Source organism: Enterobacter sp. WP_7_1 (genome assembly GCF_003688535.1).
In the GTDB taxonomy this organism is placed as follows: Bacteria; Pseudomonadota; Gammaproteobacteria; order Enterobacterales; family Enterobacteriaceae; genus Enterobacter; species Enterobacter asburiae.
This window is the reverse complement of record NZ_REFK01000001.1, coordinates 220,149-242,167: the sequence shown is the minus strand read 5'-3', so window position 1 is coordinate 242,167 and position 22,019 is coordinate 220,149. Positions and strand designations below refer to the sequence as shown.

Genomic DNA, 22,019 nt, shown 5'->3' with positions numbered 1-22,019 from the left:
ACAATATCGGCAAATTGTTTCGATTTTAATCAGCCCGTGGTCGGCCTATTATTTATCACATCAGGGCAACACGCCCTTTCCCAGATAAAATACTTAAGGAATACGACCATGAAATCTATCAAAACTTTCGTTGCAGTTGCCGCTCTTTCCCTGGTTTCTTTCGGTTCTTTCGCTCAAAGCGTGAGCGCAACCGCCTCTACCCTTGACCGCGCAGAAGCGAAAATTGCCGCGCAGGCCGCCGAGCAGAATGCCTCTTATAAAATCACGAGCGCGAAGGTCAACAACCGCGTGTACATGACCGCAGAACTGACTAAATAAAAACCCTGATTGCCGTGCCGCCAGCTAAGACGTGCGACAGCGACAATACGATGAGGAAGGAACAGAGAATGAAAAACATCAGCATCGTAAGTACCCTGCTGCTGGCAGTCGTGGTGTCCACTGGCGCACAGGCCGCGGAGAATCGTTTCTCCGTGCCAAAATCAGGCTCGAATGCCGACACCAGCATGGTGAACCATATCGATGTCAGCCGCGCGTTTGACAACGAGAACCTGTCCGCAGGGGATCTTCAGTAACATCACATAAAAGACCGCCATCGTGCGGTCTTTTTTGTTATCTCTTTCTCGCCATAACTGCTCGCCTTTTAACCGCGCAACCGTTTTCCTTGCCCGTATAACATGCTATTCTCTGTGCCCTCGAAAGCAGTGTGTTTCGCACCACAGGAGTTTTAAGACGCATGTCTTCCCGCAATAATCCGGCGCGTGTCGCCATCGTGATGGGGTCCAAAAGCGACTGGGCTACCATGCAGTTCGCCGCCGAAATCTTTGAAATCCTGAATGTTCCGCACCACGTTGAAGTGGTCTCCGCGCACCGTACACCGGACAAACTGTTCAGCTTCGCCGAAAGCGCCGAAGAGAACGGTTATGAGGTGATCATTGCCGGTGCGGGCGGCGCAGCACATCTGCCAGGCATGATTGCCGCTAAAACCCTGGTGCCGGTAATGGGCGTTCCGGTCCAAAGCGCCGCGTTAAGCGGTGTGGATAGCCTCTACTCCATCGTCCAGATGCCGCGCGGTATTCCTGTCGGCACGCTGGCGATTGGTAAAGCGGGAGCTGCGAATGCCGCCCTGCTGGCGGCGCAAATTCTTGCGACGCACGATAAAGCATTACACCAGCGTCTGGCGGAGTGGCGTAAAGCCCAGACCGACGAGGTGCTGGACAATCCGGACCCGCGGGGTGCGGCATGAAGCAGGTTTGCGTCCTCGGTAACGGCCAGCTAGGCCGCATGCTGCGTCAGGCCGGTGAGCCGCTGGGTATTACCGTCTGGCCCGTCGGGCTGGACGCCGAACCGGAAGCCGTACCGTTCCACCAGAGCGTGATCACCGCCGAGATCGAACGCTGGCCGGAAACGGCTCTGACCCGCGAGCTGGCGCGTCATAACGCCTTCGTTAACCGCGACGTGTTCCCGATCATCGCCGACCGTCTGACGCAAAAGCAGCTGTTCGACAAGCTCGGTCTGCCGACCGCGCCGTGGCAGCTCCTGTCCGATAAAAGCGAGTGGAATGACGTTTTCGCGATGCTGGGCGAGCTGGCAATCGTGAAGCGCCGCGTGGGCGGTTACGACGGCCGCGGCCAGTGGCGCCTGCGTGCAGATGAAACGGCAGAACTGCCGGACGACTGCTACGGCGAGTGCATCGTTGAGCAAGGCATCAACTTCAGCGGCGAAGTGTCGCTGGTTGGCGCGCGCGGGCACGACGGGCATACCGTCTTTTATCCGCTGACGCATAACCTGCATCAGGACGGTATTCTGCGCACCAGCGTCGCCTTCCCGCACGCCAATGCTGACCAGCAGGCGCAGGCGGAAGATATGCTCTCTGCCATCATGCACGAACTCGGGTATGTGGGCGTCATGGCGATGGAGTGCTTTATCACCCCGTCCGGTCTGCTGATCAACGAACTTGCGCCGCGCGTGCACAACAGCGGTCACTGGACGCAAAACGGCGCGTCCATCAGCCAGTTCGAGCTGCACCTGCGCGCGATCGCCGACCTGCCGCTGCCGCAGCCGGTGGTGAACAGCCCGTCGGTGATGATCAACCTGATCGGCACCGATCTGAACTACGACTGGCTGAAGCTGCCGCTCGTGCATCTGCACTGGTATGACAAAGAGGTTCGCGCGGGTCGTAAGGTCGGTCACCTGAACCTGAACGACAGCGACACGGGCCGCCTGAGCGCCACCCTGGAAGCAATGATCCCTCTCCTGCCGCCGGAATATGCGAGCGGCATTGTCTGGGCACAGTCAAAGCTCAAGTAAGACATCTGCGCCGGGGAGTTGACCTTCCCCTTCCCCGGCGTACAATCCCCGCCCATTGCTGCTGAGTTTTCTTCTGGAATAACCATGAACGATGGAACGGACTATCGCGCGATCCTCGCGTCTGATACCCCTTTAATCGACGTTCGCGCGCCGATCGAATTTGCCCAGGGCGCGATGCCTGCGGCGGTCAACCTGCCCTTAATGAACGACGACGAGCGCGCCGCCGTCGGTACCTGCTATAAACGCCAGGGGCCCGACGCCGCGCTGGCGCTCGGCCACAGCCTGGTGAGCGGCGAGACGCGTGAAGCACGCATCAACGCCTGGCGGGAAGCCAGCCTTACCCATCCTGAGGGCTTTCTCTGCTGCGCGCGAGGCGGCCAGCGCTCGCATATCTCGCAGGCCTGGCTGAAAGAGGCGGGCATCGACTACCCGCTGATCCGCGGCGGCTATAAGGCCCTGCGTCAGACGGCGATTCAGGTGACCATCGAGCAGTCACAAAAGCCGATGGTGCTCATCGGCGGCTGTACCGGAAACGGCAAAACCCTGCTGGTGAAGCAGCATGCGCAGGGTATCGATCTGGAAGGGCTGGCGCACCATCGCGGTTCGTCGTTTGGCCGCACGCTCACGCCGCAGCTTTCCCAGGCCAGCTTTGAAAACCACCTTGCGGCTGAGCTCCTGAAAAAAGACGCCGCGCGCTGGGTGCTGGAAGACGAGGGCCGGATGATTGGCTCCAACCACCTGCCGGAGTGCCTGCGCGACCGCATGGTTGAAGCCCCTATCGTTGTCGTCGAAGACCCGTTTGACGTCCGCCTTGAGCGCCTACGCGAAGAGTATTTCGACCACATGTGGGCGGACTTTTCTGCTGCCTACGGCGAGGAAACGGGCTGGAAAGAGTACAGCGAGTATCTGCATCACGGCCTGTTCGCCATTCGCCGCCGTCTGGGGCTGCAGCGGTATGCAGAATTCACCGCGCTGTTAGATTCCGCGCTGCTGGAACAGCAACGCTCTGGCAACACTGACGTGCACTTCAGCTGGCTTACGCCGCTGCTGAAGGACTATTACGACCCGATGTACGGCTATCAGCTGGAGAAAAAGGCGGAGAAGATTGTGTATCGCGGGACGTACGAAGAGATTGCTGAGTGGCTTGATCGCTAAAAAATAAAGCCGGGTGGCGAGGTAAAAGCAAAACGGCAACCAGGGTTGCCGTTTATAATGTTTGTTCCCTCTCCCCGTGGGAGAGGGTCAGGGTGAGGGCATCAGGCCGCCCCCTACAAGACGACTTAGAAGTCGTAACGCAGACGCACCAGGTTCATGTCGCCCAGGTTGTCGGTGCTGGACGTGAACACGTGTTCGTAATCCACGCGGAAACCGTAATCCAGCTGGAAGCTGATACCCACGCCGTTGTCGATGCGCTGGTAGTTACGGCCGTTCACGTACTCAATACGGTCACCCATGAAGTAAGGCTGGATGGATTTAACCGCGTACTGGCCGATTGGGAACTTGTAGCCCGCAAAGTATTCAATACCCCATGCATCACCGGCGAAGTAGTCGTTAACAGACACTTTTTTGGTGGTCAGGAAGTTCTGGTACCAGCCGCCGCCTGCGGAGAAGGTCCAGTTGTCCGGGGTCCAGCTCAGCGCGGTACCGAGAATGTTCTGGTCGTAGGTTTTGCTGTCGCCGTTGTCCGGGTTACGCATGTCCGCGCGGGTGTAGTTCCACGCGGCGCCCCAGGTCAGATCGGTAGTCAGGTGGTAATCCAGACCCAGTGAACCGCCGCCTTTACGCTTGTAGCGCAGGCCGTTGCCCGGCAGGTATTCGCTGTCTTCAAACAGGTAAGATGCGTAGATGTCGGCATCGCCCACGGTTTTCTTATATTTCAGCATCTGGCGTGAACGGTAAGAACCGTCGTAATCGCCGTTGATCCCGTTACCCGGAGCCTGACCGATCATGTCGTAGTCCCAGATATCGGTTTTCGCGCCCACCACATCATAGTAAACGCTGTTCTGTTGACCGAAGGTCAGCGTACCCCAGGTATCGCTCTTCAGACCGGTGTAGAGCATACGACGCGTGGTGTCGTGTGCGCCGTCGGCGTAGTGGTGATCCCAGTTAAACTGCGCAGGAATATTGACACCCAGCTCGTAGTAGCTGATCCAGCTGATGTCATCAAACAGGTAGTAATCAGCCGCGAAACGGAAACGGGTGCCGCCGTCAAAGCCGTTACGCTTGTAGCTGTTTTTACCGTCGTCGCCGGTCATGTTCTGGAACTGAGGACGAATACTGCCGCCAACGGTAAAGTTCAGGCGGCTCAGCGGGTTACCCGCCTGAGGATCCTGCTTAAGAACGGTGATTTCCGCCTGAGAAGCGAAGGTAGTCAATGCCACTGCCGCGCCGATCGTTGCCGCCAGCGCTGATTTTTTTATAGTCATTATTTTTCCTTAATAGACACGCTGCTAAATATTTAGCGGGTGAATATTAACTGGAAATAATCGGGCTGTGTGGTCGGGTTTTTAATGTTTTGTGCTACTAAATGAGTGGGTATTATCACTTTGTGCTATTTAAACACTGCGCACCGGCATTAAAACCCGGCGCGCAAATATCACCGTGCTAAATCAACTTGCAAACTGACGGAACAGGGCTTTCCCCTTTAACAGCCGGGTGCCGAGCCAGCCTCCGCAAAGAGAAAGCAGCACCGCGCCGCTGAGAGGCAGGATCAACCAGAGGCGCCAGTCAGGCTCCCACGGGAAGTCGAAGACCTTTGTCTGCAGCACCGCCAGCGCCGTCTCTGCGCCAATGGCCGCCACCAGACCCGCCACCAGCCCCAGCAGCGCAAACTCGCTCCAGAGCGTCATCCGCAGCAGCCGCTTTCCGGCACCCAGCGTGCGGTAGACCACCAGCTCCTGATGGCGCTGGCGCATGCCCACCTGCACCTGGGCAAGCAGCAACAGCACGCCGCAGATCGTCACCAGCACCACCATGACCTCCAGCGCGCGGCTCACCTGCTCCAGCACCTGCCCCACCTGCTTCAGGATCGCGCCAATATCCAGCAGGCTGACCGTCGGAAATTCCCGGTTGAGCTGGGTCAGCATGCCGTTGCCGTTTTCCCAGCGGAAGCTGGTCAGCCAGCTCTGCGGCTGACCGTCCAGCGCGCCCGGCGGGAAGATAAAGAAGAAGTTTGGCCGCAGGCTTTCCCAGTCCACTTTACGCAGGCTGGTGACTTTCGCGCTGAAATCCTGGGTATCGCCGGTAAAGGTCACGCTGTCCCCGAGCTTCACGTTCAGCCGCGTCGCCAGCCCCTCCTCCATCGACACTTCCCCCGCTTTTGGCGGCCAGGTGCCGGCGGTTATCGGGTTGTGGTCAGGGCGTTTCTCCTGCCAGGTCAGGTTCAGCTCGCGGTTCAGCGACTCGTCCTTGTTTCCGTCCGTTGGCTGCCCGTTGATCTGCGTCAGACGCGCGCGAACGATGGGATAGAACGACTCAGGAATAATGTGATGCTCCGACAGGAAGCCCTTCAGCGGTGTGACCTGCTCAGGGGCAATGTTGATCAAGAAATAGTTCGGGCTTTCCGGGGGAAGCTGCTGCTGCCAGCGATCGAGCAGATCGCCGCGCAGCACTAAAAGCAGCGCCAGCAGCATAAATGACAGCGAAAACGCCGACAGCTGGCTGAGCGTTGACCACGGCTGATGCAGCAGGCGGTTGACCGCCAGGCGCACGGGCAGGGATTTTACCGTCAGCCTCTTCAGGACGTTGAGCAGTATCCAGCCCAGCACGCCGCACAGCAGCGCCAGCACAACCGCCCCGGCCAGTACCGCCCACAGCAGCGTGCTGCCCCCCATCAGCCACGCCAGCAGCCCCACCGCCACGGCTATTATCACCGGAAGGTAGAACTTCAGCGGCCAGACGTTCGCCACTACATCGTTGCGGAGCACGCGCAGGGGCTGCGTCGCGAGCAGCAGGCGGTAGGGGCGTAGCCCCACCAGCAGCGAAATCACCGTCATTGCGCCCATCGCCCACAGCCACGGCCAGAGGCTGGCGGGCGGCAATGCGGCCGGGAGCACCGGTTTCAGCATCACCATCAGCAGTTTTTCAAACAGCAGCCCCATTACTCCGCCGGTCAGCGCGGAGAGGACCAGCAGCATCAGCCACTGGCCGACAATCAGCTTGCGCAGCTGCGCCCTGCCCGCCCCCAGGGTTTTGAGGATCGCCACCAGGTCGTAGCGGCTGCGGCAGTAGTGCCCCATCGCCACGGCAACCGCCGCAATGGCCAGCAGCAGGGTTAACAGCGCCGAAAGCAGCAGGAACTGCTGAGAACGCTCGAGAGATTTGCCGAGCGCCCCTTCGTCCTGCTCCAGCCCGTACCAGCGGTGCTCCGGCTTGAGCTGCGGCAGAAGCCATTTTTCATACGCGTCAAGCTGCGCAGGCGTGCCGCCAAACTTGTAGCGCCAGGTGACGCGGCTGCCCGGCTGAACGGCATGGGTTGCCGCGACATCCGCAGTATTCATCAGCAGGCGCGGCGCGAGCTGGAAGGGGTTAAAGCCGGAGTCGGGTTCCTGGACCACTTCCCCGGCGATTTTCAGCGTGGCGTCGCCGACGTCGATACTGTCGCCGGGTTTCAGGTTCAGAAGCGCCATCAGACGTGATGCCAGCAGCACCGTGCCGGGCTTCGGCTTCAGCCCGGGCGGGCTGGTCTGCAATTCGCCGTACATCGGGTAGATATCATCGACGGCCTTCACGCTGGCGAGCTGCGGCGTGTCGCCCGCAAAGGTCATGGTCTGGAAGGTTATCTGCTCCCCCACCTTCAGCCCTTCTTTGTGCGCTTCGTCAATCCAGCCCGACGGCACCGGGCGGGAGCTTTGCAGCGTCCTGTCCCCCGCCATAAACTCCCGGCTCTGCTGGCTGAGCCCTTTTTCCATGCGGTCGCTGACGCTGCCGAGCGCCAGCACGCAGGCCACCGCCAGGCTGAGCGCCAGCCAGACGATCAGCAGCGAGGGGGAACGCCACTCGCGCCAGAACCAGCGGGTAATCATGCCTCCTCCTGAAGAATACCGTTGACCAGCCGCAGGCGACGGTCGCAGCGGGCGGCGAGCTGAGGATCGTGGGTCACGAGGATCAGCGTGGTGCCGTACTCGCGGTTGAGCGAAAACAGCAGGTCGGCAATTTTGTCGCCGGTTTTACGGTCAAGGTTACCGGTGGGCTCATCGGCAAACAGGACTTCGGGACGGCCGTTAAACGCCCGCGCCAGGGCCACGCGCTGCTGCTCGCCGCCGGAAAGCTGCGCGGGAAGATGGTAGAGACGTTTCCCCAGACCGAGCTGTTCCAGCAGCGCCTTCGCATGCGTGCGGCTTTCACGGCTGTTTTCACCGCGCAACAGCGCCGGGAGTTCGACGTTTTCCAGCGCGTTCAGGGTGGGAATCAGCATAAAGGACTGAAAAACAAAACCAACGTGACGCGCGCGCAGCGCGGCCCGCGCCTCTTCATCAAGCTGGTGCAGCGGGTGCCCGACAAGGTGGACCTCGCCGCTGCTGCCGTCGTCCAGACCGGCCAAAATCGCCAGCAGCGTGGACTTGCCGGAGCCGGATTCGCCAATCAGCGCGATGGTTTCAGCGCGTTTGACAACGAGTTCAACTCCAGTAAGGATGGAAAGCTCGTGTTCCCCCTGACCGACGGACTTCTTAAGATGATGAACTTCAACACTGTTTTCCGCTGGCATTTGCCCTTCCTGTTTTTGATTCTGATGACCTTCCGCGCGGCGGCAGCGGACACGTTACTGGTTCTCGGCGACAGCCTGAGCGCAGGCTATCGCATGGCGGCCAGCGCGGCCTGGCCCGCCCTGCTCAATGACAAATGGCAGAGCAAAACCGCTGTAATCAACGCCAGCATCAGCGGTGATACCTCGCAGCAGGGCCTGTCGCGCCTGCCTGCGCTGCTCAAACAGCACCAGCCGCGCTGGGTGCTGGTGGAGCTTGGCGGTAACGATGGATTGCGCGGTTTTCAGCCTCAGCAAACCGAGCAAACGCTGCGCACCATTTTGCAGGATATCAAAGCGGCAAACGCCCAGCCGCTGCTGATGCAAATTCGCCTGCCCGCCAACTACGGTCGTCGGTATAATGAGGCCTTTAGCGCGATCTACCCTAAGCTTGCCAAAGAGTTTGATATTCCGCTGCTGCCATTTTTCATGGAAGAGGTCTATCTCAAACCCCAGTGGATGCAAGACGACGGGATCCACCCCAATCGCGATGCGCAGCCGTTTATTGCCGACTGGATGGCAACGCGGCTGGCTCCTTTAGTTAAACATGACTCCTGATTAAGCGGAGATCCTGACAGGTAAAGTTATGCAAAAATCGGTCTTAATTACAGGATGTTCCAGTGGAATCGGCCTGGAAAGCGCGCTCGAACTGAAGCGCCAGGGGTTTCGGGTGCTGGCGGCCTGTCGCAAACCCGACGATGTCGAACGCATGAACGGGCTGGGCTTTACCGGCGTGCTGCTGGATATGGACTCGCCGGAGAGCGTTGAACGCGCCGCCGATGAAGTGATCGCGCTGACCGACAATCGTCTCTACGGGCTCTTTAACAATGCCGGCTACGGCGTGTATGGCCCGCTGGATACGCTCTCCCGCGAAACGCTGGAGAAACAGTTTTCGACCAACTTCTTCGGCGTGCATCAGCTCACCATGCGTCTGCTCCCCGCGATGCTGCCGCACGGTGAAGGGCGCATCGTGATGACATCGTCAGTGATGGGGCTGATTTCCACCCCGGGCCGCGGCGCCTACGCCGCCAGCAAATATGCGCTGGAGGCCTGGTCCGACGCCCTGCGCATGGAGCTGCGCCACAGCGGCATTAAGGTCAGCCTGATTGAGCCCGGCCCGATCCGCACCCGCTTTACCGAAAACGTGAACCAGACGCAGGCGGATAAACCGGTCGAGAACCCCGGCATTGCCGCACGTTTTACCCTCGGGCCAGAGGCGGTTGTGGCCAAAGTGCGCCATGCTTTTGAGAGCGAACATCCCAAAATGCGCTATCCGGTGACGCTGGTCACCCACGCCGTAGGCTGGTTAAAACGCCTGCTGCCGGGCCGGATGATGGACAAAATTTTGCACGGTTGAGTTGAAGCGACGACGCTCATCCCCATGTAAAGAACAAACCGACAAAAGAGAAAGCCGCATGTCCGTACAGAATATCGTCAATATTACAGAAGCTAACCTGCAACAGACCCTTGAACAGTCGATGACCAAACCGGTCCTGTTCTACTTCTGGTCTGAACGCAGCCAACACTGCCTGCAGCTGACGCCGGTGCTGGAAAGCCTTGCTGCCCAGTACAACGGTCAGTTCATTCTCGCTAAGCTGGACTGCGACGCCGAGCCGATGGTGGCGTCGCAGTTTGGTCTGCGCGCCATTCCTACGGTCTATCTGTTCCAGAACGGCCAGCCCGTTGATGGCTTCCAGGGGCCGCAGCCGGAAGAGGCGATTCGCGCCCTGCTGGATAAAGTGCTGCCGCGCGAAGAAGAGCTGAAAGCGCAGGAAGGCATGGCGCTGATGCAGGAAGGTAAATACGACGAGGCGCTGCCGCTGCTCAAAGACGCGTGGCAGCTGTCGAATCAGAACAGCCAGATTGGCCTGCTGCTGGCGGAAACGCAGATCGCCCTGCACCGTTCAGAAGACGCGGAAGCCGTACTCAAAACGGTTCCGCTGCAGGATCAGGACACCCGCTATCAGGGTCTGGTCGCGCAGATTGAGCTGCTGAAACAGGCGGCGGACACCCCAGAAATTCAGCAGCTGCAGCAGCAGGTCGCCGATAACCCGGCCGACGCCGCGCTGGCAAGCCAGCTGGCGCTGCAGCTGCACCAGGTGGGGCGTAACGAAGAGGCGCTGGAGCTGCTGTTCAGCCACCTGCAAAAAGATCTGGCCGCCGCAGACGGTCAGGCGCGCAAGATGTTCCAGGAAATTCTGGCCGCGCTGGGCACCGGAGACGCGCTGGCTTCGAAGTATCGTCGTCAGCTGTACGCGTTGCTCTACTAACAAAAAAATGCCCGGTGGCGCTAACGCTTACCGGGCCTACAAAACAGGCTTAACCCGTTTTCTTTAACTGCGTCACCACCAGCTGGTGGCGCGCGTTGTAGAACTTCCGATAGGTCAGGTAGCAGGCAATGATGGTTGACAGGCTTGCCGTGGAAAGCAGCATAAACGTCACCATGATCTGATACTTAATCGCTTTTACCGGATCGATACCGGCAAAAATCAGCCCCGACATCATGCCCGGCAGGCTCACCAGCCCCACCGTTTTGGCTGAATCTACCGTCGGGATCAGCGATGAGCGAATGCTCTCACGAATCAGTCGCGCCGAGGCCACCTTAGGCGTCGCTCCCAGGCTTAATTTCTCCTGCAGCTGCTGCTGTTCACTGCTGAAGCGCTGGCCGAGATTGTTATAACACAGCCCAACGGCCACCATGGCGTTCCCCGCAATCATGCCGGAGATGGGAATAACCTGCATCGGCGTAAAGGCAATCGAGCCGGAGAGCACCAGTACAGCCAGCGTGAGCGCCGTCCCGGTGGTAATGGCGATAAACGACGAGATAAACGCCTTATCAATGTATTTACTGCGTTTTTTCGCATTCCACGCCGCGTTGAAACAGATAAAGAGCACCATCAGCAGCGTCAGCACCGCGTGGTTGACGTTGAAAATATACTTCAGCACATAGCCGACGATGATGAGCTGAACCACCGCGCGGCAGATACTCCACACAATATCTTTTTCCAGCCCCAGCTTTTCCCGGTAGCTGACCACAATCGCAATCAGCACCAGCACCATCGAAAACGCCAGTGATTCATTGGTAATGTTATGCTCACCCACGGTTAGCCTCCTGCATTTTCCCGCCGTGCGGCTGAAGCGTAATCACGTCATCCGCATGGGTTATTTCATTAGCATCGTGCGTCACCCACAGCACGGCAATATTCTGCTCCCGGGCGTAGCGATGAATAATCTCGTTAACGTTGCGCTTGTTGACGTCATCGAGCGCGCTGGTAATTTCGTCCAGCAACAGCACCTTCGGTAAAAACTGCAGGTTGCGGATCAGCGAGACGCGCTGCTTTTCTCCGCCCGACAGCGCGGTGATAGATTTGGTTAACGTCTCCTGCGCCAGGCCAAAGCGGGCGAGATCGCTGATAAACTTTTCCGGTTCCGGCGTTTTATTGCGGATTTGCCAAGGGAAAATCAGGTTGTCATAAACCGTATCGCCAAACAGCGCGGGGGTTTGCACGCAGTAGGAGACCTGCTGGCGATAGCTTTCCGGGGAAAGCGACGCGATATCCTGTCCTTCAAACAGAAGGGTGCCCTCCGTCGGGCTGAGGAGTGAGGCCACAATTTTCAGCAGCGTGCTTTTACCGCAGCCTGAGGGGCCCGTGATTAATTTAAACTCGCCCGGCGACAGGCTAAACCCGACGTGCTGAAGAATAATGTTTTCTCCAACACGAAATCCAATATCCCTGAGATGTAATAGTTCTTTTTTATCGTTCATTACGCTTCCGTTAACCGCTTCGTGTAATAACCGCCTGTAGCATAATCCTTTCGTGCGCACAGAGCGAATAGCCTCACGCTAAAGCAAGTGTTAAACTTTTTGTTTGTCATTTGTCTCCACCATCACTACAGGAAGTAAGCAGCATGGCACATATCTTTTATGAGTTTCCTTCCCTGAAGCCTGGTGTTCCTGATGTCGAAACATTAATGGAAGTCATCAAATCTTCGGAACTCACGCGTTTTGTCATCGGTGCAGAGGTGGTGGATTTTGTTAAGAAGGCGCTCATCGTGAACACCACGATCGGCAGTTTCAAAAATTGCTATTTCGCCTTCGACAACGGGACACACTTCCTGGAATTTGACGGCAAGGGAAAATCAAAACGTTTCAATGAAGTACCCGACTGGTTCGTCTCTCCGGCTGAATTTTCTCGTACCCAGTGGCTTATCAACCACGATCTTGCGGATGTAAAGGCCACCCAATTCATTGACGTGCTAATGTCCTACCCGCTGAAAGAGCGCCGCGCGCACTGTAATTTGTTATTCGGGCTGGAGCTGGAAAAGGTGAATGCGGTTCCGGCCGCAGCGTCGAAAGCGGGTAAAATCGGCAATAAGAACGGTAAAACCACCAAACCGCGCGTGACCGATCTGGGATCGTTTGAATTGTTCAGCCAGTTCTTTGCGCGCATGAAAACCGCCGTGCTGGCCGATGAGTTCCCTACCCTGCAGGTTCTGACGGGCATGGATAACCTGACAAAAGCGCCGCATAATTTAAAGCAGGGTATCAGAACGTGGTTCAAGGCCATCGCGGGCGACCTTCCCCCTAATAACAAGCGCGTTGAAGCGGGGAATGCCGTTCTGTTCTGCGCCCCTATCCGCGAACAGATCCAGCGTATCGAAGCGCTGGGGCTGGAGAAGTACTACCAGGGATTATCCAAAGCCATTGCCGAAGCGTGTGATGGATTCATCTCTGACTTTACCTATACTTACGAGCAATAAACACACACTTTCACTCATCACAGCATGCAAAACAGGAGGTTTTTATGCTTATCGTTGTTCCTGTCCTTATTTTCGTTGCGCTGGTTATTGTGGGCGCAGGCGTCAAAATTGTCCCTCAGGGTTATCAGTGGACCGTCGAGCGTTTCGGTCGCTACACCAACACCCTCCAGCCGGGCTTAAGCCTGATCGTCCCGTTCATGGACAGAATCGGTCGCAAGATCAACATGATGGAACAGGTGCTGGACATTCCGTCTCAGGAGATCATCTCCAAGGATAACGCCAACGTCACCATCGACGCCGTCTGCTTTATTCAGGTGATTGACGCGCCGAAAGCGGCGTATGAGGTCAGCAACCTGGAGCTGGCGATCGTCAACCTGACGATGACCAACATCCGTACTGTGCTCGGCTCGATGGAGCTGGACGAAATGCTTTCCCAGCGCGACAGCATCAATACCCGCCTGCTGCATATTGTCGATGAGGCAACCAACCCGTGGGGGATCAAGGTCACCCGTATCGAGATCCGCGACGTGCGTCCGCCGGCGGAGCTGATCGCCTCCATGAACGCCCAGATGAAGGCCGAGCGAACCAAGCGCGCCTACATTCTGGAAGCCGAAGGGGTGCGTCAGGCGGAGATCCTCAAAGCGGAAGGGGAAAAACAGTCGCAGATCCTGAAAGCGGAAGGCGATCGTCAGTCCGCATTCTTACAGGCGGAAGCGCGTGAACGTTCGGCCGAGGCGGAAGCCCGCGCCACTCAGATGGTGTCCGAGGCGATTGCCGCCGGTGATATCCAGGCCGTGAACTACTTTGTCGCGCAAAAATATACCGACGCGCTAAAACAGATCGGATCGGCGAACAACAGCAAAGTGGTGATGATGCCGCTGGAGGCCAGCAGCCTGATGGGCTCTATCGCCGGTATTGCCGAACTGATTAAAGACAGCGGAAACGAGCGTAAAAAATGATTGAGCTGATCGCTGCACATCCTCATGCCTTCTGGCTAAGCCTCGGCGGCTTATTGCTGGCGGCGGAGATGCTGGGCGGCAACGGCTACCTGCTATGGAGCGGTGTTGCCGCCGTCATTACGGGCCTTCTGGTCTGGATCCTTCCTCTGGACTGGGCGTGGCAGGGTGCACTGTTTGCCGTGCTCACGCTGGTGGCCGCCTGGCTGTGGTGGCGCTGGCTAAACCGGCGGGTTAACGAGCAGAAGCCGCTGGACGCGCACCTCAACCAGCGCGGACAGCAGATTGTCGGCAAGCGTTTTACGCTCGACACCGCGCTGGTAAACGGGCGCGGGCACATGCGCGTGGGCGACAGCTCGTGGCCGGTGGTCGCCGACGACGATCTCAGCGCCGGCACGCGGGTTGAGGTCATTGCGGTGGAAGGCATTACCCTGCGGGTGAAGGCCTGTTAGGCAGAGGCCTTACGATGACAGCAGCCGGCAAGGTTATCGATAATCGGGCAGTCGGCGCCGTCATCCCCCGGACAGGATTCCGCGAGCTGCAGCAGCTGTTCGCGCATCGCCTGCAGCTCGATGATGTGGCGTTCGATCTCGGCCACTTTTTCCAGCGTGCGTTTTTTCACGTCGGCGCTGTGACGCTTCGGATCGTTGAACAGGTTTACCAGCTCGCCGCACTCTTCCAGATTAAACCCGACCTGCCTTGCCTGGCGCAGCAGCGTCAGCTCATCAATATGCAGTTTCGTATAGCTGCGGTAGCCGTTTTCGCTGCGCAGCGGTGGCGTCACCAGCCCCTTCTCTTCATAAAAGCGGATTGCCTTGCTGGTTAAGCCGGTTTTTTTTGCCACGTCACTGATATTCACATTTCCCCCTTGACCTTCCCCTTGATGGAAGGTTTAACCTTCATAACAGTTAGCGAAAAGCGTTACTCCGGTCAACTACTGACCAGTTCATTATACGGGAGTTTTGTTATGTCTCACACTATCGACCTGACGCTGGACGGCCTCTCATGCGGCCACTGCGTCAAACGCGTTAAAGAAAGCCTGGAACAGCGCCCTGACGTTGAAAGCGCTGACGTGACTATCGATCATGCCGCCGTCACCGGCAGCGCCAGCGCGGATGCGCTGATCGATACCATTAAGCAGGCCGGTTACGGGGCGGAGTTAAGCCACCCAAAGGCTAAACCGCTGGCAGAGTCATCATCCCCGTCGGAAGCGCTGACAGCGGCCACTCCTGAGCTTCCGGCAGCTGATGATATTGATGACAGCCAACAGCTGCTGATCAACGGCATGAGCTGCGCCAGCTGCGTCTCCCGGGTACAAAACGCCTTGCAGGCCGTACCGGGCGTCGCGCAGGCACGGGTCAATCTTGCTGAGCGTACTGCGCTGGTGATGGGCAGTGCCTCCGCCGCAGATTTAGTGCAGGCCGTTGAGAAAGCGGGCTACGGGGCGGAGGCTATCGAAGATGATGCCGAGCGCCGCGAGCGCCAGCAGGAAACGGCTATCGCTACCATGAAACGCTTCCGCTGGCAGGCAATTGTCGCCCTGCTGGTGGGTATTCCGGTGATGGTGTGGGGGATGATGGGTGACAACATGATGGTCACCGACGACAACCGCACGCTGTGGCTGGTGATTGGCCTGATTACCCTTGCGGTGATGGTGTTTGCAGGCGGGCATTTTTACACTAGCGCCTGGAAGAGCCTGAAAAACCGCACCGCGACGATGGATACGCTGGTGGCGCTCGGTACCGGCGCGGCGTGGCTCTATTCGATGAGCGTGAACGTCTGGCCCCAGTGGTTCCCGATGGAGGCGCGCCATCTCTACTATGAAGCGAGCGCGATGATTATCGGCCTGATTAACCTGGGCCACATGCTGGAAGCCCGCGCCCGCCAGCGCTCCTCGAAAGCGCTGGAAAGATTGCTTGATTTAACCCCGCCGACGGCCCGCGTGGTCACGGACGAGGGGGAGAAAAGCGTCCCGCTGGCGGAAGTTCAGCCCGGCATGACGCTGCGCCTGACGACGGGCGATCGCGTTCCCGTTGACGGTAAGATAACCCAGGGCGAAGCCTGGCTGGATGAAGCGATGCTGACCGGCGAGCCTATCCCTCAGCAGAAATCAGACGGCGACGCCGTTCATGCCGGTACGGTGGTGCAGGACGGCAGCGTGCTGTTTACCGCCAGCGCCGTCGGCAGCCACACGACGCTGTCGCGTATCATCCGCATGGTGCGCCAGGCCCAGAGCAGCAAGCCGGAAATTGGCCAGCTTGCCGACAGAATCTCGGCCATTTTTGTGCCGGTGGTGGTCGGCATTGCCCTTCTGAGCGCGGCTATCTGGTATTTCTTCGGCCCGGCACCGCAGATTGTTTACACCCTGGTGATCGCCACCACGGTGCTGATCATCGCCTGTCCTTGCGCCCTTGGCCTGGCGACCCCAATGTCGATTATCTCCGGCGTAGGCCGCGCGGCCGAATTTGGCGTACTGGTGCGGGATGCGGACGCGCTGCAGCGGGCCAGCACTCTCGACACGCTGGTGTTTGATAAAACCGGCACGCTGACCGAAGGCAAACCGCAGGTGGTGGCCGTCACTACCGCAGGCATTGCACAAGAGGAGGCGCTGCGCCTCGCCGCCGCGCTGGAGCAAGGCTCCAGCCATCCGCTGGCGCGCGCCATTCTCGATAAAGCGAATGCTTCTGCCCTGCCGCAGGTCAGCAATTTCCGCACCCTGCGCGGGCTCGGCGTCAGCGGTGAAGCAGAAGGCCACGCGCTGCTGCTGGGCAACCAGGCATTGCTCAATGAAAACGGTATTGATACCGCCGCGCTGGAAAGCGAGCTGAAGGCGCAGGCGTCTCAGGGCGCCACGCCGGTTCTGCTGGCGGTGGATGGCAAAGCCGCCGCGCTGCTGGCCGTGCGCGATCCGCTTCGCCAGGACAGCGTGGACGCCCTGCAGCGTCTGCACCGTGCGGGCTATCGTCTGGTGATGCTGACCGGGGACAATCCGACCACCGCCAACGCCATCGCGAAAGAAGCCGGAATTGATGAGGTCATTGCAGGCGTACTGCCGGACGGTAAAGCGGACGCCATCAAGAAACTGCAAAGTCAGGGTCGTCAGGTGGCGATGGTCGGCGACGGCATCAACGATGCCCCGGCGCTGGCCCAGGCGGACGTGGGGATTGCCATGGGCGGCGGGAGCGATGTCGCCATCGAAACCGCCGCCATTACGCTGATGCGCCATAGCCTGATGGGCGTTGCCGACGCGCTGGCCATTTCAAAAGCCACGCTGCGCAACATGAAGCAGAACCTGCTGGGGGCATTTATCTATAACTCTCTCGGTATCCCAATCGCGGCCGGTATTCTGTGGCCGCTGACCGGCACGCTGCTTAACCCGGTGGTCGCGGGCGCGGCGATGGCGCTCTCCTCCATTACCGTGGTGAGCAACGCCAACCGGCTGCTGCGCTTTAAACCGAAGGATTGAACCTTGTACCCGTACGCGCTAGCATGAACCTTTCCGTTCATGGAGCGCGTATGGGTCTGTTTAATCGTATAAAAGCATCGTTTCGCGCCCTCTTTCCTCGCCGTTATGCCTGGCCCGGTCTGGATATTTCTCTCCCCGGCGGACAGCACCTGCACCTGGTCGGCAGCATTCATATGGGTACGCAGGATATGTCTCCCCTGCCACCCGGCCTGATAAAACTGCTGAAACGCGCTGACGCGCTGGTCGTTGAGGCGGACATTTCAGGTCAGGAGTCACCGTTTGCCGGGCTCGAGAGCGATCTCAGCCTGGCGGAACGTCTGGATGATGTCCGGCTTGCCGAACTGACGCGCGTCGCGGATGAAACCGGCGTGTCGCTCTCCATGATTGACACCCTGCCGCTCTGGCAAATTGCGATGGTGCTGCAGGCCACGCAGGCGCAGCGTCTGGGACTGCGCGGTGACTACGGCATTGATTACCAGCTGCTGAACGCGGCAAGGGCGCGCAGCCTGCCCGTCATCGAGCTGGAAGGGACGGACAGCCAGATTGCGCTTCTGCGCCAGCTTCCCGACGACGGCCTGATGCTGCTGGATGATACGTTGACCCATTGGCACACCAACGCGCGCCTGCTGCAGACCATGATTGGCTGGTGGCTGGACGCGCCGCCTGAGGACGGTAAGCTGGCGTTACCGTCGACGTTCAGCGAATCGCTGTATGATGTGCTGATGAATGCGCGCAACAAAGCCTGGCGACAGACGCTGCATGCTTTGCCCGCGGGGCATTACGTGGTGGCGGTTGGGGCGTTACATTTGTACGGAGAAGGGAATTTGCCGTCACTGTTAAAATAAAAAAATGGCCAATATTTCTATTGGCCCGTCAAAGAGGAATTTCATCGTTTTTATTATGCCGAAGGAGACCTTCGGTTGAGCCGATTGTCGCTCAAAGTGACCATCACTGCCAATACTATTGCGCAAGATGGTGCTATTTTTTAGACAAACGTCAGGCGTATGCTGATGGCATGATTTGTCTGTCGTAAGAAGGATAGCTATGACTCCCGCCGTTAAATTACTCGAAAAAAACAACATTTCTTTCCGGATCCACACTTACGATCACGATCCGAATGAGACTAACTTTGGTGATGAAGTGGTGCGCAAGCTGGGCCTGAACGCGGACCAGGTTTACAAAACGCTGCTGGTGGCGGTGAATGGCGATATGAAACACCTCGCCGTCGCGGTTACCCCGGTGGCGGGACAGCTGGATCTGAAGAAAGTCGCCAAAGCCCTGGGGGCGAAGAAGGTGGATATGGCGGATCCGATGGTAGCGCAACGCACCACGGGCTATCTGGTGGGCGGCATCAGTCCGCTCGGGCAGAAAAAACGCCTGCCGACGCTGATCGATGCGCCTTCACAGGAGTTTGACACCATATTTATATCCGGCGGTAAACGCGGGCTGGATATCGAGCTGGCGGCGGGCGACCTGGCGAAAATGCTGGACGCGAAGTTTGCGGATATTGCGCGCCGGGATTGAGAAAATTGCCCGGTGGCGGCTGCGAGGTAAAAACAAAACGGTAACAGGCGTTACCGTTTTTTGTGTTCGCGCCCTCTCCCGGTGGGAGAGGGTTGGGGTGAGGGCATCAGGCCGCACACCACTACTGCCAGCTCACCTCACCTTTCGGCTCGTAGGCATTCACGTCAATCGGCGAATTCTGCTCGATAAACTGCTTCAGCACTTCCGCATCGATAAAGCCGGTATTCACGTATCCCGGTTTGTTATCAATATGCGGATAGCCGTCGCCGCCGGTGGCGTTAAAGCTTAACGTTGCCAGACGGTACGTTTTCGCCGGGTCAACCGGTTCGCCTTTGATCTTCAGGTCGTTAAGCTTGCCGTCTTTCGCCACAAAGCTGACGTTGGCAAACTGCGGATAGGCCCCGGAATCCGGCTTCATCTGCGCCACGGCGGTCAGGTACTCAATCACCTCTTTCCCGCTCATGTCCGCATAGACCACCAGGTTGCCGAACGGCTGCACCTTCAGGACGTCTTTATAGGTAATGTTTCCACCTTCGATGGAATCACGAATGCCGCCGCCGCTCATTACGCCAAAATCAGCGCCGGTGCGCGCCATTTGCGCCGCCAGCACCAGGTGGCCCATGTTGGTCTGCACGAAGCGAACTTTACTGCGGTCCCCCTCCAGACGACCGTTCAGCGTGCCGATTTTCACGTCCAGCTGCGCCTTGCCTTTGTTCTGGAAAGGCGTCAGCAGGGAGAGCATCTGCTGGTTTTCTGGAATCTCTGGCGTGTAAAGTACGCGCTCACTTTTCCCGTCCGGGTAGGTAACTTTCTTCTTCAGGTTGACCGGGATGAGCTGATAATGGACCAGCTTCATCTCGCCGTTACGGAACTCGAAATCCGCCCGGCCGACGTATTTGCCCCACTCGTGCGCCTGAACAATCCAGATACCGTTCTGACGGTCCGGCGCGCACGGCGTGCCCGGCACGTAGTCCACCTGCTTTTTGTTCTCCGAGGCCATGCACACCGGATCCTGTGAGTGACCGCCCACAATCATTGCCAGCGAGCCCGCGGGCAGGCTGCGCGCCATTTCCACGTCGCCGGGCGCGTTAGAGCCGTGCTCGCCGTTGTCGTAGTGCCCCATATGCGTGGTGGCGATAATCACGTCCGGCTTTTCGTTTTGCTGCAGCTCCTGAATCACCAGCTTCGCTTCGTCTGCCGGTTTGCGGAATTCGATATCGGTAAAGAACTCGGGATTACCAATTTTCGCCGTGTCGTCGGTGGTTAAGCCGATGACCGCAATCTTCAGATCCTGACGCTTAAACAGCGCCCAGGGCTTAAACAGGCGTTCGCCGGTGCTTTTCTGGTAAATATTGGCGGAGAGGAAGGGAAATTTGGCCCATTTTTCCTGCTGACGCAGCACGGTCAGCGGATTGTCGAACTCGTGGTTACCCACGGCCATCGCGTCGTAGCCAATCAGGTTCATGCCGCGAAAATCAGGTTCCGCGTCCTGTAAATCGGATTCCGGCACGCCGGTATTGATATCGCCTCCCGACAGCAGCAGCACGCTGCCCCCCTGGGCCGCTACCTCTTTGCGAATGCCGTCCACCAGCGTTTTTTGTGCCGACAGGCCATATTCGCCGTATTCGCTGCGCCAGAAATGACCGTGGTGATCGTTGGTATGCAGAATGGTGATTTTATAGGTTTTGTCTTTTTCATACGCCTGCGCGGGCAGGCTTACCAGGCCCCATGCGGCGATGAGCGCCAGCGCGACGCCCCGCTTCATTAACTTCATCTTCTCTCTCCCTGACCAATAGACAAAGGCAAAAATTACAGTGACTAACAAGAATAGACAAATAAGTTTTCAGAATTGCGACTTTCTTCAAATGTCCCGGGCGGGTATGTTAGTCGGATAATAATTACACCCTGCATAACTAATAACTAAAGACGTGGTACTTCTCTCTATGGCAATCAGTGAATCAACACAGCCCGTTCCGGGCGCGCCGACGTCGCGCACCTCCTTTAAAGTCTTAGGCGCAATCAGTCTCTCGCACCTGCTCAACGATATGATCCAGTCGTTGATTCTGGCCATTTATCCGCTGCTGCAGTCCGAGTTTTCGTTAACTTTCGTGCAGATCGGGATGATCACCCTGACCTTCCAGCTGGCTTCCTCACTGCTGCAGCCGGTGGTGGGCTACTGGACGGATAAATACCCGATGCCGTGGTCGCTGCCGATAGGCATGTGCTTCACCCTAAGCGGGCTGGTGCTGCTGGCCATGGCGGGGAGCTTTGAAGCCGTGCTGATTGCCGCCGCGCTGGTGGGCACCGGCTCGTCCGTTTTCCATCCGGAGTCTTCTCGCGTGGCGCGCATGGCCTCCGGGGGACGTCACGGTCTGGCACAGTCGCTGTTCCAGGTAGGCGGTAACTTTGGTAGCTCTCTGGGCCCGCTGCTGGCCGCGGTGATTATTGCCCCTTACGGCAAAGGCAACGTGGCCTGGTTTGTGCTGGCCGCGCTGCTGGCGATCATCGTGCTGGCGCAGATCAGCCGATGGTATGCCGCTCAGCATCGCGTGAATAAAGGGAAACCTAAAGCGAAGATTATCAATCCCCTGCCGCCCAATAAGGTTATTCTGGCCGTCTCTGTGCTGCTGGTACTGATTTTCTCGAAATACTTCTATATGGCGAGCATCAGCAGCTATTACACCTTTTATCTGATGCAAAAATTTGGATTATCGGTACAGAATGCGCAAATCCACCTGTTTGCCTTCCTGTTTGCCGTTGCGGCCGGTACGGTTATTGGCGGGCCTGTGGGTGATAAGATTGGGCGTAAATATGTCATTTGGGGCTCTATCCTCGGCGTGGCGCCGTTTACCCTTATTTTGCCGTACGCCAGCCTTGAATGGACGGGGATTTTAACCGTGATCATTGGTTTTATCCTCGCATCCGCCTTTTCCGCCATTCTGGTCTATGCCCAGGAGCTGCTGCCTGGCCGTATCGGTATGGTTTCCGGGCTCTTTTTCGGTTTCGCCTTCGGCATGGGAGGGCTTGGCGCAGCGGTGTTAGGGATGGTTGCGGATCACTCCAGCATCTTCCTGGTTTATAAAATCTGCGCTTTCCTGCCGCTTCTTGGGATGTTAACCATATTCCTGCCTGATAACCGTCATAAAGCCTGAATTACGGGTAGCCAAAGTTTTACTTTGGCTACCTGATACCCTGATGCCATAAGGGTTTCTTCTTCATCCCCTCACTGAATTTATCAATTTGCGCTTTTTTACGGGCATAT

22 protein-coding genes are annotated in these 22,019 nt (G+C 58.0%); 15 read left to right on the top strand and 7 right to left on the bottom strand.

Features of this window, described 5'->3' with window-relative positions:
- Positions 1–108 precede the first annotated feature (108 nt).
- The 5 genes from BJ885_RS01195 (at position 109) to mnmH (ending at position 3,462) form a co-directional block, all read left to right on the top strand.
- Positions 109–318, top strand: coding sequence for a YdgH/BhsA/McbA-like domain containing protein (locus BJ885_RS01195; protein WP_023310633.1), 210 nt, complete (start codon positions 109–111; stop codon positions 316–318).
- A gap of 68 nt (positions 319–386) precedes the next feature.
- On the top strand, positions 387–572 hold the full coding sequence (locus tag BJ885_RS01190) for a hypothetical protein (protein WP_029741050.1): 186 nt from the start codon (positions 387–389) through the stop codon (positions 570–572).
- 161 nt (positions 573–733) lie between these two features.
- Positions 734–1,243 (top strand): 5-(carboxyamino)imidazole ribonucleotide mutase, encoded by a 510-nt coding sequence (purE, locus tag BJ885_RS01185; RefSeq protein ID WP_121930993.1) that lies wholly within the window; start codon positions 734–736, stop codon positions 1,241–1,243.
- Positions 1,240–2,307: a 5-(carboxyamino)imidazole ribonucleotide synthase gene (gene purK / locus BJ885_RS01180; RefSeq protein ID WP_059346279.1), complete on the top strand. Its 1,068-nt coding sequence runs from the start codon at positions 1,240–1,242 to the stop codon at positions 2,305–2,307. Before purE ends, purK begins: the two co-directional genes overlap by 4 nt.
- 84 nt (positions 2,308–2,391) lie before the next feature.
- On the top strand, positions 2,392–3,462 hold the full coding sequence (gene mnmH, locus BJ885_RS01175; RefSeq protein WP_121930992.1) for a tRNA 2-selenouridine(34) synthase MnmH: 1,071 nt from the start codon (positions 2,392–2,394) through the stop codon (positions 3,460–3,462).
- A gap of 125 nt (positions 3,463–3,587) precedes the next feature.
- Here mnmH and BJ885_RS01170 read toward each other — a convergent pair whose 3' ends face one another.
- From BJ885_RS01170 to ybbA, 3 genes are all read right to left on the bottom strand, one after another.
- A complete protein-coding gene (locus BJ885_RS01170) occupies positions 3,588–4,733 on the bottom strand; it encodes a porin (protein WP_023310628.1) in 1,146 nt (381 codons plus the stop codon).
- Positions 4,734–4,916: 183 nt separating this feature from the next.
- Complete coding sequence (gene ybbP / locus BJ885_RS01165; protein WP_121930991.1) at positions 4,917–7,331, bottom strand: putative ABC transporter permease subunit YbbP; 2,415 nt, start codon at positions 7,329–7,331, stop codon at positions 4,917–4,919.
- Entirely contained in the window at positions 7,328–8,014 is a 687-nt protein-coding gene (ybbA, locus tag BJ885_RS01160) for a putative ABC transporter ATP-binding protein YbbA (protein ID WP_121930990.1), read from the bottom strand. The genes ybbP and ybbA overlap by 4 nt, the downstream gene beginning before the upstream one ends.
- Here ybbA and tesA point away from each other — a divergent pair.
- The 3 genes from tesA to BJ885_RS01145 are packed head-to-tail and all read left to right on the top strand — an operon-like array spanning position 7,985 to position 10,320.
- Positions 7,985–8,608, top strand: a complete 624-nt coding sequence (gene tesA, locus BJ885_RS01155; RefSeq protein ID WP_047650472.1) for a multifunctional acyl-CoA thioesterase I/protease I/lysophospholipase L1 — start codon at positions 7,985–7,987, stop codon at positions 8,606–8,608. The two genes, ybbA and tesA, sit on opposite strands and share 30 nt — an antisense overlap.
- Positions 8,609–8,636: 28 nt before the next feature.
- Positions 8,637–9,407, top strand: coding sequence for an SDR family oxidoreductase (locus BJ885_RS01150; RefSeq protein WP_014882827.1), 771 nt, complete (start codon positions 8,637–8,639; stop codon positions 9,405–9,407).
- A gap of 58 nt (positions 9,408–9,465) precedes the next feature.
- Positions 9,466–10,320, top strand: coding sequence for a co-chaperone YbbN (locus BJ885_RS01145; RefSeq protein WP_024906867.1), 855 nt, complete (start codon positions 9,466–9,468; stop codon positions 10,318–10,320).
- Between the two features lie 49 nt (positions 10,321–10,369).
- Here the strand turns inward: BJ885_RS01145 and fetB are convergent, their stop codons facing one another.
- Positions 10,370–11,152, bottom strand: a complete 783-nt coding sequence (fetB, locus tag BJ885_RS01140) for an iron efflux ABC transporter permease subunit FetB (RefSeq protein ID WP_023310623.1) — start codon at positions 11,150–11,152, stop codon at positions 10,370–10,372.
- Positions 11,145–11,816 (bottom strand): iron efflux ABC transporter ATP-binding subunit FetA, encoded by a 672-nt coding sequence (gene fetA / locus BJ885_RS01135; RefSeq protein WP_029741041.1) that lies wholly within the window; start codon positions 11,814–11,816, stop codon positions 11,145–11,147. The genes fetB and fetA overlap by 8 nt, the downstream gene beginning before the upstream one ends.
- A gap of 143 nt (positions 11,817–11,959) precedes the next feature.
- Here fetA and BJ885_RS01130 point away from each other — a divergent pair, with 143 nt between their 5' ends.
- The 3 genes from BJ885_RS01130 to BJ885_RS01120 are packed head-to-tail and all read left to right on the top strand — an operon-like array spanning position 11,960 to position 14,219.
- Positions 11,960–12,811 carry a hypothetical protein gene (locus BJ885_RS01130; protein ID WP_121930989.1) on the top strand — a complete coding sequence of 284 codons (852 nt, stop codon included), beginning with the start codon at positions 11,960–11,962 and terminating at the stop codon, positions 12,809–12,811.
- Between the two features lie 44 nt (positions 12,812–12,855).
- Positions 12,856–13,770 carry an SPFH domain-containing protein gene (locus BJ885_RS01125; RefSeq protein WP_023310620.1) on the top strand — a complete coding sequence of 305 codons (915 nt, stop codon included), beginning with the start codon at positions 12,856–12,858 and terminating at the stop codon, positions 13,768–13,770.
- Positions 13,767–14,219 carry an NfeD family protein gene (locus BJ885_RS01120; protein WP_023310619.1) on the top strand — a complete coding sequence of 151 codons (453 nt, stop codon included), beginning with the start codon at positions 13,767–13,769 and terminating at the stop codon, positions 14,217–14,219. Before BJ885_RS01125 ends, BJ885_RS01120 begins: the two co-directional genes overlap by 4 nt.
- Here BJ885_RS01120 and cueR read toward each other — a convergent pair.
- Complete coding sequence (gene cueR, locus BJ885_RS01115; RefSeq protein ID WP_029741038.1) at positions 14,216–14,626, bottom strand: Cu(I)-responsive transcriptional regulator; 411 nt, start codon at positions 14,624–14,626, stop codon at positions 14,216–14,218. The two genes, BJ885_RS01120 and cueR, sit on opposite strands and share 4 nt — an antisense overlap.
- Before the next feature lie 108 nt (positions 14,627–14,734).
- Between cueR and copA the strand changes: the two genes are divergently transcribed.
- From copA to ybaK, 3 genes are all read left to right on the top strand, one after another.
- Positions 14,735–17,233 carry a copper-exporting P-type ATPase CopA gene (gene copA, locus BJ885_RS01110; RefSeq protein ID WP_121930988.1) on the top strand — a complete coding sequence of 833 codons (2,499 nt, stop codon included), beginning with the start codon at positions 14,735–14,737 and terminating at the stop codon, positions 17,231–17,233.
- A 50-nt stretch (positions 17,234–17,283) separates the two neighbouring features.
- Positions 17,284–18,078, top strand: a complete 795-nt coding sequence (locus BJ885_RS01105) for a TraB/GumN family protein (protein ID WP_029741036.1) — start codon at positions 17,284–17,286, stop codon at positions 18,076–18,078.
- A gap of 199 nt (positions 18,079–18,277) precedes the next feature.
- Complete coding sequence (gene ybaK / locus BJ885_RS01100; protein WP_023343509.1) at positions 18,278–18,757, top strand: Cys-tRNA(Pro)/Cys-tRNA(Cys) deacylase YbaK; 480 nt, start codon at positions 18,278–18,280, stop codon at positions 18,755–18,757.
- A 121-nt stretch (positions 18,758–18,878) separates the two neighbouring features.
- Here the strand turns inward: ybaK and ushA are convergent, their stop codons facing one another.
- The gene (gene ushA / locus BJ885_RS01095; protein ID WP_121930987.1) at positions 18,879–20,531 is read right to left on the bottom strand and encodes a bifunctional UDP-sugar hydrolase/5'-nucleotidase UshA; all 1,653 of its coding nucleotides are present in this window, start codon (positions 20,529–20,531) and stop codon (positions 18,879–18,881) included.
- Positions 20,532–20,700: 169 nt separating this feature from the next.
- On the opposite strand from ushA, the gene BJ885_RS01090 reads away from it, so the two are divergent.
- Complete coding sequence (locus BJ885_RS01090) at positions 20,701–21,909, top strand: MFS transporter (RefSeq protein ID WP_121930986.1); 1,209 nt, start codon at positions 20,701–20,703, stop codon at positions 21,907–21,909.
- Positions 21,910–22,019 lie beyond the last annotated feature (110 nt).

Bases quoted from the DNA above. Each gene is read 5' to 3' on its own strand.
- BJ885_RS01195 (WP_023310633.1), top strand. From the start codon at position 109: ATGAAATCTATCAAAACTTTCGTTGCAGTTGCCGCTCTTTCCCTGGTT.
- BJ885_RS01190 (WP_029741050.1), top strand. From the start codon at position 387: ATGAAAAACATCAGCATCGTAAGTACCCTGCTGCTGGCAGTCGTGGTG.
- purE (WP_121930993.1), top strand. From the start codon at position 734: ATGTCTTCCCGCAATAATCCGGCGCGTGTCGCCATCGTGATGGGGTCC.
- purK (WP_059346279.1), top strand. From the start codon at position 1,240: ATGAAGCAGGTTTGCGTCCTCGGTAACGGCCAGCTAGGCCGCATGCTG.
- mnmH (WP_121930992.1), top strand. From the start codon at position 2,392: ATGAACGATGGAACGGACTATCGCGCGATCCTCGCGTCTGATACCCCT.
- BJ885_RS01170 (WP_023310628.1), bottom strand. From the start codon at position 4,733: ATGACTATAAAAAAATCAGCGCTGGCGGCAACGATCGGCGCGGCAGTG.
- ybbP (WP_121930991.1), bottom strand. From the start codon at position 7,331: ATGATTACCCGCTGGTTCTGGCGCGAGTGGCGTTCCCCCTCGCTGCTG.
- tesA (WP_047650472.1), top strand. From the start codon at position 7,985: ATGAACTTCAACACTGTTTTCCGCTGGCATTTGCCCTTCCTGTTTTTG.
- ybbA (WP_121930990.1), bottom strand. From the start codon at position 8,014: ATGCCAGCGGAAAACAGTGTTGAAGTTCATCATCTTAAGAAGTCCGTC.
- BJ885_RS01150 (WP_014882827.1), top strand. From the start codon at position 8,637: ATGCAAAAATCGGTCTTAATTACAGGATGTTCCAGTGGAATCGGCCTG.
- BJ885_RS01145 (WP_024906867.1), top strand. From the start codon at position 9,466: ATGTCCGTACAGAATATCGTCAATATTACAGAAGCTAACCTGCAACAG.
- fetA (WP_029741041.1), bottom strand. From the start codon at position 11,816: ATGAACGATAAAAAAGAACTATTACATCTCAGGGATATTGGATTTCGT.
- BJ885_RS01130 (WP_121930989.1), top strand. From the start codon at position 11,960: ATGGCACATATCTTTTATGAGTTTCCTTCCCTGAAGCCTGGTGTTCCT.
- BJ885_RS01125 (WP_023310620.1), top strand. From the start codon at position 12,856: ATGCTTATCGTTGTTCCTGTCCTTATTTTCGTTGCGCTGGTTATTGTG.
- BJ885_RS01120 (WP_023310619.1), top strand. From the start codon at position 13,767: ATGATTGAGCTGATCGCTGCACATCCTCATGCCTTCTGGCTAAGCCTC.
- copA (WP_121930988.1), top strand. From the start codon at position 14,735: ATGTCTCACACTATCGACCTGACGCTGGACGGCCTCTCATGCGGCCAC.
- BJ885_RS01105 (WP_029741036.1), top strand. From the start codon at position 17,284: ATGGGTCTGTTTAATCGTATAAAAGCATCGTTTCGCGCCCTCTTTCCT.
- ybaK (WP_023343509.1), top strand. From the start codon at position 18,278: ATGACTCCCGCCGTTAAATTACTCGAAAAAAACAACATTTCTTTCCGG.
- ushA (WP_121930987.1), bottom strand. From the start codon at position 20,531: ATGAAGTTAATGAAGCGGGGCGTCGCGCTGGCGCTCATCGCCGCATGG.
- BJ885_RS01090 (WP_121930986.1), top strand. From the start codon at position 20,701: ATGGCAATCAGTGAATCAACACAGCCCGTTCCGGGCGCGCCGACGTCG.